At 38.0% G+C, this 13,284-nt stretch carries 11 protein-coding genes, 3 pseudogenes and 1 other annotated feature; of the genes and pseudogenes, 4 read left to right on the top strand and 10 right to left on the bottom strand.

All coding sequences use genetic code 11. The annotated features are described in order from the left end of the window. Positions 1-303: 303 nt before the first annotated feature. Together H0S58_RS13880 and H0S58_RS13875 are read right to left on the bottom strand one after the other, a co-directional pair. A complete protein-coding gene (locus H0S58_RS13880; protein WP_265088219.1) occupies positions 304-774 on the bottom strand; it encodes a transposase family protein in 471 nt (156 codons plus the stop codon). Next, entirely contained in the window at positions 722-1,180 is a 459-nt protein-coding gene (locus H0S58_RS13875; protein ID WP_265088218.1) for a transposase family protein, read from the bottom strand. Before H0S58_RS13875 ends, H0S58_RS13880 begins: the two co-directional genes overlap by 53 nt. A gap of 398 nt (positions 1,181-1,578) precedes the next feature. On the opposite strand from H0S58_RS13875, the gene H0S58_RS03170 reads away from it, so the two are divergent. Further along, positions 1,579-2,798 (top strand): IS3 family transposase gene (locus H0S58_RS03170; protein ID WP_195726236.1). Its coding sequence is split into 2 segments (ribosomal slippage): positions 1,579-1,855 and positions 1,855-2,798, totalling 1,221 coding nucleotides; the frame shifts between segments, so codons are not numbered across the junction. Further along, positions 1,854-1,970 (top strand) — a sequence feature (AL1L pseudoknot). It overlaps the preceding gene by 117 nt. 91 nt (positions 2,799-2,889) lie before the next feature. Then, on the top strand, positions 2,890-3,753 hold the full coding sequence (locus H0S58_RS03165; protein ID WP_195727126.1) for a hypothetical protein: 864 nt from the start codon (positions 2,890-2,892) through the stop codon (positions 3,751-3,753). Between the two features lie 171 nt (positions 3,754-3,924). Here the strand turns inward: H0S58_RS03165 and H0S58_RS03160 are convergent, their stop codons facing one another. After that, positions 3,925-4,821, bottom strand: coding sequence for a hypothetical protein (locus tag H0S58_RS03160; RefSeq protein WP_195727125.1), 897 nt, complete (start codon positions 4,819-4,821; stop codon positions 3,925-3,927). A gap of 68 nt (positions 4,822-4,889) precedes the next feature. On the opposite strand from H0S58_RS03160, the gene H0S58_RS03155 reads away from it, so the two are divergent. Further along, a protein-coding gene (locus tag H0S58_RS03155) for an IS3-like element ISAba21 family transposase (RefSeq protein WP_085940850.1) occupies positions 4,890-6,055 on the top strand; the annotation gives its coding sequence in 2 pieces (ribosomal slippage) (positions 4,890-5,148 and positions 5,148-6,055; 1,167 coding nt in all). Here H0S58_RS03155 and H0S58_RS03150 read toward each other — a convergent pair. From H0S58_RS03150 to H0S58_RS03130, 5 genes and pseudogenes are all read right to left on the bottom strand, one after another. Further along, positions 6,006-6,782 carry a hypothetical protein gene (locus tag H0S58_RS03150; RefSeq protein ID WP_195727124.1) on the bottom strand — a complete coding sequence of 259 codons (777 nt, stop codon included), beginning with the start codon at positions 6,780-6,782 and terminating at the stop codon, positions 6,006-6,008. The genes H0S58_RS03155 and H0S58_RS03150 overlap by 50 nt on opposite strands. A gap of 79 nt (positions 6,783-6,861) precedes the next feature. Beyond that, positions 6,862-7,794 carry an IS5 family transposase gene (locus H0S58_RS03145; RefSeq protein WP_195727123.1) on the bottom strand — a complete coding sequence of 311 codons (933 nt, stop codon included), beginning with the start codon at positions 7,792-7,794 and terminating at the stop codon, positions 6,862-6,864. A gap of 54 nt (positions 7,795-7,848) precedes the next feature. After that, positions 7,849-7,977 (bottom strand): annotated as a pseudogene (locus H0S58_RS03140) (IS21 family transposase); the annotation flags it as partial. Between the two features lie 149 nt (positions 7,978-8,126). Beyond that, positions 8,127-8,303 (bottom strand): annotated as a pseudogene (locus H0S58_RS03135) (helix-turn-helix domain-containing protein); the annotation flags it as partial. A 77-nt stretch (positions 8,304-8,380) separates the two neighbouring features. Beyond that, positions 8,381-8,533 (bottom strand): annotated as a pseudogene (locus H0S58_RS03130) (erythronate-4-phosphate dehydrogenase); the annotation flags it as partial. Positions 8,534-8,889: 356 nt separating this feature from the next. Here H0S58_RS03130 and H0S58_RS03125 point away from each other — a divergent pair. Continuing rightward, on the top strand, positions 8,890-9,507 hold the full coding sequence (locus H0S58_RS03125; protein WP_195727122.1) for a CAP domain-containing protein: 618 nt from the start codon (positions 8,890-8,892) through the stop codon (positions 9,505-9,507). A 126-nt stretch (positions 9,508-9,633) separates the two neighbouring features. On the opposite strand, the gene H0S58_RS03120 is transcribed toward H0S58_RS03125, so the two are convergent. Together H0S58_RS03120 and H0S58_RS03115 are read right to left on the bottom strand one after the other, a co-directional pair. Continuing rightward, entirely contained in the window at positions 9,634-11,073 is a 1,440-nt protein-coding gene (locus H0S58_RS03120; protein ID WP_195727121.1) for an HlyD family type I secretion periplasmic adaptor subunit, read from the bottom strand. Next, a complete protein-coding gene (locus H0S58_RS03115; protein ID WP_195727120.1) occupies positions 11,070-13,205 on the bottom strand; it encodes a type I secretion system permease/ATPase in 2,136 nt (711 codons plus the stop codon). Before H0S58_RS03115 ends, H0S58_RS03120 begins: the two co-directional genes overlap by 4 nt. Between the last annotated feature and the right edge of the window lie 79 nt (positions 13,206-13,284).

Below are 13,284 nucleotides of genomic sequence, written 5' to 3'. Positions count from 1 at the left end.
GGATTCTTAATATATGCACCCTCATTTAAAGAATATGTTAAAAAATTTTCTTTCAAATAATGAGGAATTTTTTCATAAAATACATATCTCTAAATGATTGATTAGTTCCATTTGGAAGTAGTATTAATCAACCTATTCGTGATATAAAACTTTAAGAAGCTCAGGATAGAGTTAGAAAATGAGTTATCAGAGGTTAAAGATAAGAATAAAAAGCAATGGTAATCCTCCTATAAATAACCGAAGTGAAAAGTAGCAAGAATATTGAAAGTAATTTACTTGATTTTATTAGACCTCTTTCATAAATCATTTTTTACTCAGCTCCAAGTTATAGATTCCAGCAATTAAATTGAATCTCAAACCGAGTCTTTTACCTCTATTTCGATAACGCTCAGCAAAGATTTTGAAGGTTTTAAGCCTGCCAAATACATGCTCAATTCCTATTCTTCTTTTATTGATTTCCTGATTATAGATTTTTAGTTCAGGATCCAATTTACAACGTCTTTTGGCTTTTAAAGGTAACAGACTATTCGGATGCAGAGCATAAATACCCTGATAGCCTTTATCTGCAAGAACAAAGGCTTCTGAAGGAATCAGCTTTATGTTTCTTTTAAATAGCTCGAAATCATGTACAGCACCGCGACTGGTACATAAACTCAGTATTTGCTGAGTCTTGTAGTGAATCATGGCCTGTACTTTGAAGGTATGGGTCTTTTTCTTGCCGCTATAGCTTTTCTTCTGTTTTTTTAGGCCTTTGTATTGGGATTTCTGTGGCATCCACGATCACAACATTCCAGTCTATGCCTTCGCCCTCGGGTAAATCTTTGGGTAAATTAAAAAGATTGGACTGAATCAGGCAGTCTTCAACATGACGGACAATTCTTGAGGCTGTGGGCTCTGAAACCCCGTAACTCGTTGCAACGTGAAATAAGGTTCGGTATTCCCGCCAATAGCTTAGACAGAGCAGAATCTGGTCTTCCAGGCTTAACTTGGGCGGTCTGCCTTTAGTAGGAACAAGTTTCTTCAATTGCTCAACCATTAAATAGAAGGTTGACCATGAGATGCCAGTGTATCGCTTGAACTGAGGATCAGAAAGCTTGTTTGAATCGATGTATTTCATCCGCAGATTATGCACGAATGCTAAGAAATCCGGAGTGCAAATATCAACCAAAAAGAAGATCATTTTTTGATTTATGAAAGAGGTCTATTAAATAATTTTAATAAAAATCAATCTAAATATTCTTTTAGTTATATTTGAAATTAGCAAGGAAGATAATATGGAATTGAGATACGAGTTTTCAGAAGATCACTTTTTAGAATTATGTTTGAAAAATCTTGCACGAAAAAAAACAACAATTTTTGAAGATTTATATGAAACTATTAGACACTTTCTGAGCACTCCTGATTCAATCGTGATCACGGATGTAAGGCATAGATTTTACCCTGAATATTATGATGCCCATTTATCTCTACAAGAGTATATAGACACGGGGAAGTTGATATTACCTTATGTTGAATTCGATATGAGTAGTGAACCGTACCGGGTTTGTCGGAGAGTCAATATTCTGAGAGACTATTCCGATGAAAAAACCAAACTATACCCCCGAAATTAGAGAAAGAGCGGTTCAATTACTAATTGAATCTGAAAAAGATTATCCATCGAATTGGGCAGCAGTTTCCGCAATTGCTCCTAAAATTGGCTGTACTCCTGAAACACTACGTGTTTGGTATCAAAAATACTTAGATCAACAAAATCCCGCCAAAGTACAACAGGTATCTGACCAAGAAAAAATGAAGCAAATGGAACGTGAAATTAAAGAATTAAAGCGTGCCAATGAAATTCTACGTAAAGCAGCCGCTTTTTTCGCCCAGGCGGAGCTCGACCGCCCACACAAATAATGGTGGATTTCATCCATAACAATAAAGACTTATATGGTGTTGATGCGATTTGTAGAATTTTACCGATCGCACCTTCAACCTATTACCGGACTTTAGATCTCGCGGACAATCCAGAACATCGAGCGAAACGGGATCTGCATGACCTTCATCATGCTGAACAAATTAAACGAATTTGGAAGGAAAGTTCAGGTCGGTATGGTGTGCGTAAGGTCTGGCAACAACTGAAACGTGAAGGCTATGTGATTGCACGTTGTACAGTTGCTCGATTGATGCAAAAGCTAGGTATACAAGGTGTTTGGCGTGGTAAGAATAAACAAACCACCCGTAACCGAGATGACCAAAAACGGGCAGATGATTTAGTGAAACGTAATTTTAGTGCTGATCAGCCTGACCAGCTGTGGGTCGCTGACTTCACGTATATTCAAACAAATTCAGGCTGGGTCTATACCGCCTTTATTATTGATGTGTTCTCACGAGCCATTGTTGGATGGAAAGTATCTACACGAATGAATACAGATATGGTGCTCGATGCATTAGAGCAAGCATTGCATGATCGAGGCATGCCAAAGAACGTGATTCATCATAGTGACAGAGGCGTGCAATATCTTTCCATTCGTTATACCAATCGTTTAGAAGCAGCAAATTTACGAGCATCAGTCGGTACGACCGGTGATTCATACGATAATGCTTTGGCTGAAACGGTGAATGGCTTATACAAAACAGAGGTGATTGAATATTTAAAAGCAGATTGGCAAGGTTTAGCGGATGTACAACTTGCGACATTAAATTGGGTAGATTGGTTCAACAAAAAGCGTGTACACAGTGCACTGGGTTATGTATCGCCTTTTGAGTTTGAAGCAATGTACTATGATAAGATTAACCCGTTAGGTCAGGTGGCCTAACTTAAATAAAAAAGTCTCCGACAAACCCGGTACGGTTCATAGCGATATAGACACCGATCTTGAGGTTACGGACATCAAGGTTCCTTCGTTTGTGACCTTGAATGATTTCCAATATGGCGGTGGTATTACCCAAAAATTCAAAATCAAGAATAGTAAGCTGAAAACCAAAAACAAAACATCAATACGGCTTCTTTCTATCGAAATTCCACTAGATTTACTAAAAAAACTCTATTCACAAATAACACCACCGATTGAGTTATTACCGTCTAAATTGGGTGTTTGGGAGTGGCGACAAACTTTTTATAACAAAATAACAGGGGAAAGTTTCTTTTGCTCATGTTTTAAGGATACTCTTGCTAAAGATCAAGTTGGTCAGGCGGTACGGCACACTCACCTTAAATATTCGTTAGAATATAAATCTTTTAAAGATTCGATTTGCCACATCTGTACCAATACCAATTCAGATTTAATCTATTGCCACAAAATGTATGGCTCGGCTTTTAAAGCCAGATATGGTGCGTATATTGCTAAACATGCTTTACAGGAAGGTATCAGTGAAAGAGATGCGGAAAACCACATCAGAGGGTTAAAAGGTGTAGCAAGAATAGGTGAAAAGTGGGTCAATGAAACCTTATTGTTCAACTACATAAATCTGCTACTTCCTCAATACTCAGTTCAAAGAGAAACATCACCAAGTTGGTTGAATCGACAAAGGTTTGATGTCTATATCCCTGAGCTAAATTTAGCGATTGAGTACCAAGGGCAACAACATTATATAGCTGTCGATCTGTTCGGTGGAGAAGAAGGCTTAAAACGGACAAAGCAAAGGGATAAGGAAAAGCTTCAACTCAGTAAAGCGAATGGTGTGGAGATTATCTACTTTAGCTACAAGGAGAATATAACTGAAAAATTAGTGCAAAATAGGCTAAAAAGTTATCTAAAAGAAGATTATTAAAGACTGAGCTTAAGGTTATGATAAATATATAGATATAGCAAACAAATTGAATAGATAATATGTATTAGATCAGACTTGATCGGATAGTCACAATAAAAAATGGGTAACTGTCAGATCAGGTTTGAGCTAGTACACTTTAAGTATATTGAAATACAGTCCAATGGCTTATATTTACTTTTCAAAAAGCTCGCAAAAAGGAATATATTCAACATCTTTTGGAATTAAAGGCTCATCATCATGCCTTAATACAATTTTCTCAATATCATTAACTCCAACTTCCCAAGCATTTTTAATAATAAGTTCTTTCTTCTTAATAGAAAACTTTTCAAATTGTGGATATGGATAAAATTGACCATTAAAAAATGCACCGAAACTTAACTTATATGAGCCATATTTCTTATATTCTTTTTCAAAGTTACTCCAATTTTGATTTGAAGATGGCGTCATCTCATGAATACGGCTAAGCATAGTCATAAGTTTATATCTATCATTAATCATAATATTTTCTGTTATCAAAACTCTATAATGATATGGATTATCTTTAGATACCCCTCTTATTATAGAAAATCTAAGTCTTTCCAAATTATCAACCTGACCTAATTGCTCGTATAAATCCATAAAGACATTTTCTCCTCCTTCTTTCTTAAAAATTAAACAGATAATAGGAGGGCTATCTACGAAACACATAAAAGCTAAACCGTACCATCCTGCTTCATCCCATAATTCAGGTTTTATAAGAGTAGTAATAGCAATTTGATCATGGCGTATAGAATCTAGATTTTCAAAATCTGGAGTATTTTTGTGATCCCCCATCTGAATTTTTTTAGCTTCGTTTTGCATATTTTTAGGATTTTTTTCATCCCAACACAATTTTCTAATTAGTTCGAATCTAGTTCCTTTATTACCATTAAGGCAATCTAAGACATTTTTATGGGCATCTCTTCCCATAACATTGTAAATCGCACCAAAACATGTACTAAAAGCAATTGATCTTGTAATTGATAAGTCATTTTTAAAAGATGATTCTAAAAACTCGTCAATATTTGGAATATGATAAACCTTGACCAAACTGATGTGTGCTGAGAAAACAGGAGGTTTTAACTTGGTAAACTATAGACACTCATCAGGAGTTTACCATGAGCAAGAAACAGAAGACTTACACCGCAGAATTTAAAGTTGAAGCAATAAAATTGATTGAAGCCAATCAAGGCAATGTATCGGAAACAGCCAGACAACTTGGCATTTCAATGCAAACTCTTTCAAATTGGAATAATAAAGCAAAGACTGGCACCTTAGCAGGCACTAAACAATATTCACCTGATCTAAATGCCTTACTCGAAGAAAATAAAAAGCTCAAACAACAGCTCAAAACAGCTGAAATGGAACGTGAATTTCTAAAAAAGGCAGCAGCGTACTTTGCGAAAGAAAGTCAGTAAGGTACGCCTATATGAAACAGCAAAGACATTTATTCCCGATTAGCTTTATGGCTAGATTACTTCACGTTTCAGTGTCACGATTTTATGATTGGCTAAAACGAGGCATGAATAAAAGATTGGTTCAGCGAAATCAACAGACAATTTTGGTCAAAATAGCTCATGAGGAAACTAAACAAAGCTATGGCTATATTCGATTAACTAAGCATTTACAAGCGCAAGGTATCAAAATCAGTACGTATGCTGTACGTCAAATAAAAAAGCTCAACCAGCTGTATTGTAAGCGTCATAAGCGTTTCAAAAGAACTACGAAGAGTGATCATAATCGAGCGATCTACGCAAATTTACTAGAGCAACAGTTTTCAATGACTAAGCCCAATCTTGCATGGTCAAGCGATATTACATACATTTGGACTGCTGAAGGTTGGTTATACTTGGCAGCAGTAAAAGACCTGTACACGAAACAAGTGGTTGGCTATAGCTTAAATGAGCGTATGACCGCACAACTTGTTTGCAATGCACTGACTATGGCGATTCGTAATCAAAAACCAACGAAAGGCTTAATTGTTCATTCGGACAGAGGCAGCCAATATTGCAGCCATGAATATCGAAAGATACTGGAAAAATGTGATTTTCAAGGTTCAATGAGCAAACGTGGGGACTGTTACGATAATGCACCGATTGAAAGTTTCTGGGGCATACTCAAGAATGAATTAGTGCATCATTGCAACTATAAAACCAGAGATGAAGCTAAAGCAGATATTACAAAATACATTGTGTTATTTTATAATCAGCGAAGAATTCAAAAGAGTTTGGATTTTAAAACGCCAAATCAAATAGCAGAGAACTTTTATCGGTTAGCTGCCTAGCATATCCCAAGTGAAAGTCTCCTGCTAATTCAGCACATATCAAACATTCTATTATGAATTGGACAAACCATTCAAAAAATATCTCTTGCCTATTTTGATCTAAATACTCCCAATTAAAGTGAGAGCAAAAAATATCTACACCCCATCCTTTGGGGGATTTATTAAACTCATGTGTTATAGTGCAATTTTCATCATCATCCCCAATAATATTCATGCTTAATGAGCTAATTTTTGTAAGAACATTATCAATTGGATTAGTCGAAAAAAAGTTTTCGATTGTAGTCAAAATAGATTCAGACAATTCAATATAAGGAGAGCGATTTGGGAATTGAGCTTTAAATTCACATCCTGCTACTTTTGTAGTGTAAATAATGGACTTTCCTAATGTCTCTAAAATTTGGGATGTAGGATGTCTAGTATCAGTATCTCGGCATAGAAACAATGTCTTCACAAAATCATCTAATGATGTCTGATTGAATTCCTCTTTCAACTTATCTTCGTATCCTAAAATATATAGAAGAGCACTGTTAGATATAAGAAATTGTAATTTTTCTAAAAAATCAGGTAGGTATTCAAGTTCATTTAACTGATCAATTGTACAATTTAATAATAAATGAGCTAAGCAACCATCAAATTGCATTAGCTTTTGCTCATCAATATAATTATCTTTTATAGCGCTTGAACTCATTAATGCTAATTCTGCCCAACTCCAACTCTTTCCATGCAAGTTGCCAATATACTTTTATAGCTGAGGGGCTTTGTTGCACAAAGATTTGAAATGCAAAGCGCCCCTAATTGAGCCAAATTTAAGGCGTAACTTGGGTAAGTGGTCGACCTAATTCCGTAAATCTGTTAAGGACTGCTACACGTGCATGGATCTCATTCACTTGGCTATCAAAACTCCTTGCACTGAGTTTATCTCCTAATAATTTGATGCAATGCATCTTAGTTTCAACCAAACTTCGCCGATGATAGCCTGACCATTTTTTCCATAGTGTCCTGCCTAAACGTTTAATTGTTCGAAGTAATTCATTTCGCTCTAGCGAGCTACTCTTTGTATCTTTCCATGGTTTCGCATTTTTTCTAGGTGGAATCACCGCATGCGCTTGCCGATCTGCAATGACCTGACGGCATTGCTTGGTGTCATAAGCTCCATCGGTATAAACAGAGTCAATCCGCTCATCTTGTGGAATCTGATTAAGTAAATCACCAAGCACCTGTGAATCACTGACATTATTGGTTGTAAGCTGAACTGCTCGTATTTGCAGGGTTTTAGCATCTATACCAATATGAAATTTACGCCATTGGCGACGATATTCAGGTCCATGTTTCTTGCGTTTCCATTCGCCCTCACCTAGAAACTTCATGCCTGTAGAGTCCATGAGTAGATGCAGCCCATCGCTACTTTTTTGGTAGCTGATTACAATATCAATATGCTTTTGTCTTCTACAAAGCGTGGTGTAATCTGGAGCTATCCAATTTAATCCGCAAAGTTTAATCAGACTTTGCACAAAGCCAGTGACCCTACGTAAAGACAGACGGAATAAGGATTTAATCATTAAGCAGCATTGGATGGCTGCGTCGGAGTAGGTTTGATTTCGCCCTTGTTTGCCTTTTGATGGCGCATACCATTGCGTAGCAGGATCAAACCAAATGGCAATATTTCCGCGACTCATGAGTGCTCGGTTATATGCGGGCCAATTGGTTGTGCGGTAGATTTTGTGTGTAGGCTTCTTCATTTGAAAATTATATCGCTGAAAAACCCTTTACAGATAGGTTTGTGCAACAAAGCCTGTTGCAAGATATTCCCTCAAGATCCTGATCTTTCCTGGATATCCCAACCTTAAAATTTCCTGGTAGAGCACGACAGCAGGAATCCATTCAGGATGAGCTGCATTTACACGTTGGAGTAAATAAGGTTTAGGTGGTGTTTCAAAAAGTATGCTGATTATATTTTAACCACAATTGAAATCTCATAAAGCATTAAAAATATAGTGAATTTAATTTACTTATTTTCAATTTCTCTATTGACAGAATTAACTAGCATACTTTTTGAAACACCACCGGGTTTATATGGGTCAAGGATACTTATTCTAGGCTGTATACGCTGATACTGAGGTGTGGTGTTTTGCCGTAAATATTTACGTACGGTATTTCTGGACACCCCCAGTTCACGACTAATGGCTTTAATAGATTTACATTGTTGATGAAGTATTTGGATTGTCACTGCTTGCTCCAAAGTTAACATGTTGAGCAGTCCAAAATGACCGCTATATTAACCAAGGGGGTCAGTTTTTAAATGCCATTAGGGGGTCATTTTTACACTGCCGCTAACAAAGTGACCGAACGAATAAGCAAAGCATCGGCATCTTTTACATCAACATGGCTTAATGTGCGGCCTGCTTTGTGCTGAATTTCCGCAAACTCGGCAAAGAAATAATCAGTAAAGGCCAAATTTTCATCTGCGACAATTTTCATGACCAAATTTTCCAAATGAAATTTAATTCGTTAATTTTTAGTGTTTTGAATCTTACTACGATTTAGTTAATAAAAGAGTTAGATTTTGCTTGAAATGCGTATTCATTCGGCAAATGAAATTAATAGCTTATGAAACATCAGATTGTTTTCATTCAGTTTATACTAGACCTCTTTCATAAGTCTTTAAAACCCCTCTTGCGGAATATATTCCTCATCCTCCTTCTCAAAGGGGAACTATAGGGGGTTATGAAAGAGGTCTATTGTTTTTATCAAAGCTTTAATTCCTGAATTTTCATATTCAGTATGTAGCGATTGGATTATAATTTTATCAGTTAAAAATTAAAAATAGGATCACCATGAAAAACATTGCTTATCATTTTTTTGCATGTGGTCTGTGTTGTTTTCTTTCTGGCTGTTCGAATCCTCAACCGCAACAGGCTTTGCAGAATCATTTTAATAAAAGCATGGCTCAATCTACGCCATCACAAACTCAAAATTCGCCTGAACAAAATTTAGCATCTTTTGCGAATATTTCTTGTGATGACATTCAAAATCCACAATATCAGCAAGCCGTTTTAAATGCCATTAACGTGATTCGGCATCAACCGCAACAATGTGGAAAAATAGCTTACTCGGCTACCCACTCGCTAAAATGGAATAATCAATTACAAACAAGTTCAACTGCACATGCGCTGGATATTTCGCAACGTCAGATTTTAAGTCATGTCGGTCGAAGTGGTGAAAATCTGAGAGCTCGTATTAAAAAAACAGGATACAAAGGTGGTGGTGGGGAAAATTTAGCAACAGGTCAAAGCAACCTAAAACAAGTTTTAGAAAATTGGCTGGCGCTCAGTCCCGGACATTGCGATAACTTAATGAAACCCCAATTTAAAGATTATGCGATTACCTGCGTTCGAAATGATGTAACTCATCGAACGTATTGGGTGCAACATTTTGGCACTGGAAAAAACTAAAAATGAATTTAGATTTTTTATCTGCTTCAATAAAATGTAAATTTCGCGCGTTTAAAATTTACTTTATAAATCAAAAATCCCTCTTTTCAAAAGAGGGATTTTAAGAGATTTCGGTTTTTATTCGACTTAACGTTCGGTTAAGGCATTATTTTTCGCTTTAAGAATTGGTTTAAGCAGATAAGAAAGAATAGTTTTCTTCCCTGTCATAATATCCAATTGAACGGTCATGCCGGGAATCACGGATAATCCTTTACCAAACGTTGGTTTATCAGTCACTGCACGGACAATATAAAACATATTGCCTTTCTCATCGGTAAATGTGTCTGGGCTAATGTGTTTCACCTTCGCATCCATTCCGCCATAAATCGAAAAATCATAGGCGGTAAATTTAATTACCGCAGGCAAGTCTGGTCGTACAAAGGCAATATCTTTCGGCGATACTTTTGCCTCAACGATCAATTGACCATCTAAAGGCACAATTTCCGCCACTTGGTCGCTTGGTTTCACAACCCCACCAATGGTATTAAAGAAAATTTTCTGCACGATACCATTGGTCGGTGAACGAATATCGGTGGTTTTCACTCGGTCTGCTACGCCTGAAATACTTTCTTTTAAACTCACCAACTGCGCTTGCGCTTCTGCTAATTCATTGCGCCATTGGTTTTTCAAACTGACCGCAGCTTCAGAGGTTCTTGATTGCGCTTCGCCGATTGAGGCTTGCGAACCACGTAAGTTTGCTGCTGCCTGCTTACGCTCACCATCGGCATTGGAGACATCACGCTCTAAACGCAAAATATCCATTTCCGACACCGCACCAGTCTTTAACAAAGGTCGTGTGGTATTGAGTTCACGCACTGCAAGTTGATAGGCTCTTTCAGCTTGTCCGAGTGCAGCTTGAGCACGTTGCGATTCCTGTTGACGAGTCGAAACCGTACCTTGATTGGTCATCGTTCTTTGGCTCAGTTCGCGCAAACTTTCCGCATAATACTGGCTTTCTTGCGCCATAATGATTGCGGCCGCATCAGGTGAAACACCGGCTGGCACGCTGCCAGAAGTATAACCTGAGCCACTGACCTGTGCGCTTAAACGTCTTGCTTTGGTTTGTAAGGCGAAAATCTTGGCATTGATTTCATTCAAATTAGAAGTAAAACGGGTTGGATCAATACGAATTAATAAATCACCTTTTTTGACATGTTGCCCTTCTTGAACATAGACTTTTTCAACCACACCGCCATCGACCGATTGAATAACTTGCATCTGTTGAGAAGGAATCACTTTTCCTTCACCGCGGGTAATTTCATCGACTTTGGCAAAACCTGCCCAAAGTAACAGACCGACAAAAGTCACTGCAATGATATAAAGCGTCATTCGAGTCTTGAGCGGTTTTTGTGATTGCGTGACTTCCTTAACCTGACGTTGCCAATCATTTGCATCGGCAGGTTGATATTGTTTAAACAAACGCAAACGCCCGAAAAAAGGATTCATCACCTTTTCAGAGTTTTCGATACTTTTGCCTACGCCTTGAAATAATTTCTCGCGATTGGTTTTGTTTTGTTCTTCGCTCACGACGTTACTCCTGCAGCTTTTTCTTGTTGAGGAAACATCGTTTTCAAGACCGTTTCTTTATCGCCATTTGCAATGATCTTGCCATCTTCAAGAATGATAATTCGATCGACCAAAGCCAATAAAGCAGGTTTATGCGTGACCAAGATCAATGTGTGTTGGGCTGTCATGTATTGTTTTAAATGATGAATCACATGATTTTCCAATGGTGTGTCCATCGCACTGGTCGGCTCATCAAAAATCAAAATTTTCGCATTTTGAGCAATTGCACGTGCGACTGCGATTGCTTGACGTTGCCCGCCCGACAACTTGTGCCCTCGCTCACCCACTTGCAAAGACAAACCATCTTCATGTGCTTTAAGAATTTGTCCTAAACCTGAAATCACCAAACTTTGTTCTAGTACGGTTCGGCTCACATGCGGATTGCCCAACACAATATTCGACAACACCGTACCATTCAATAAATCAATATCTTGTGGAATATAGCCAATTTGAGTCCGTAATTCAGCAGGATCAATCTGTGCAATATTGGTTTGATCAATAAATACCGCGCCTTCTGTTGGACGATAAAGCGAGAGTAATATTTTTTCAATCGAGCTTTTACCCGAACCGACTTTACCCAAAATCGCCACTTTCTCGCCTGCGCGAATCGAAAATGAAATATCATCTAATGCGGAACGCGATTCATTCGGATAACGCAAGCTGACATGTTTAAATTCGATATTGCCTGCAAGATTCGTATGACTGACCCAGCCTTTTAGATTCTCACGTTCTTGTTCAGATTCCACAGTTTGGTTCAACATCGTTAATGCACTGGATGCCTGATAATATTGCGTGAGTAAACCTGCGACCTGCGCGATCGGCGCTAAAGCACGTGTTGATAACAAATAACAAGCAATTAATGCGCCTTGTGATAATTGTCCATCCGCGATCAAATACACACCGATTAAAATAATCACGACGCTGGCTGTTTGTTGCACCCATGCCGCAAAGTTACCGACCGTCCCCCCGACAAAACGTAACTTGGCAGAATAATGCACAGTAAAACGTGTGGCTTTTTCCCACAAGGTTTGCATCCGCCCATTGGCATTAAAGCTCTTAATCGTTTCCTGATTATTGAGGGTTTCGATCAATAAGGCTTGGCGTTGTTGTGAGGCTTCAGACATGGCATCCGACAGTTTTTTCATACTGACATGTACCGACAACGCATACAATAAAATAATCAAGGATGCAATCAGCAACGGAATCACAAACACCCAAGAAATTATACAAATCACCGCGAGGAACAACACAAAGAATGGCAGATCGATCAAGGAAACCACAGTCAATGAACTGGTGAATGAACGAATCGACTCATAGGATTGAATATTCGATGCCGTCATACCAACCGACATATTATTCTGCTCCATCCGCCGACCGAGCACTTTTTCCATGATATAAGCAGATAATTTATTGTCTGCACGTGTCGCTGCAAGATCGACAAAATAACTGCGCACCAATTTTAAAATAAAATCGGCACAGACAATAATCATGATGCCGAGTGCCAACACCCATAAAGTATCTAGCGCATGGTTTGGCACCACGCGGTCATAAACATTCATGACAAAAAATGGCGTACACAAGGCAAAAATATTGACAAATAATGCCGCGAGCAAAATATCCTTATAAATGGGACGATGTTCACGGATCACACGCCAAAACCAGTGCTGCTGATTTTTTTCCATTTTCAGTTTGTTATCGACAATAAACTGACGTTGTTGCAAATAAATCACTGAACCGACATATTGCGCTTGCAATTCTGCAATTGGAATTTGCTTAACTGTATCGGCTAATTCTGGGAAATAAACGGTTGCTAGTTTCTGCTCATGATCAATTCGATACAACACACACGCTGTATTATTTCTTAACAATAGGATCGCAGGAAACACAAAATGATTTAACTGCGTTAAACCTTGCTGCACCACACTACTAGTCAAACTGACACGATCTGCCGCACGTGCAACAAAGCTCGGAATTAGTAAACCATTGGGCAAAGGCAAGCCAGAAAGTAGCCCTTCTTGGGTAATACTTACCTCATAATCTTTAGCCACCCGAATCAGGCATAACGCTAAAGGGTCAAATATTTGTGTTGTCACTTATTCACCATGGGTCAAAATGCATTTTGATTTTTTGAACTAAAACTTGCTATTAATAGACCTCTCTCATAAGTTTTTA

This window comes from Acinetobacter sp. TTH0-4, from assembly GCF_015602665.1.
GTDB classification, from domain to species: domain Bacteria; phylum Pseudomonadota; class Gammaproteobacteria; order Pseudomonadales; family Moraxellaceae; genus Acinetobacter; species Acinetobacter albensis.
This window is presented reverse-complemented; position numbering and strand designations above follow the sequence as displayed.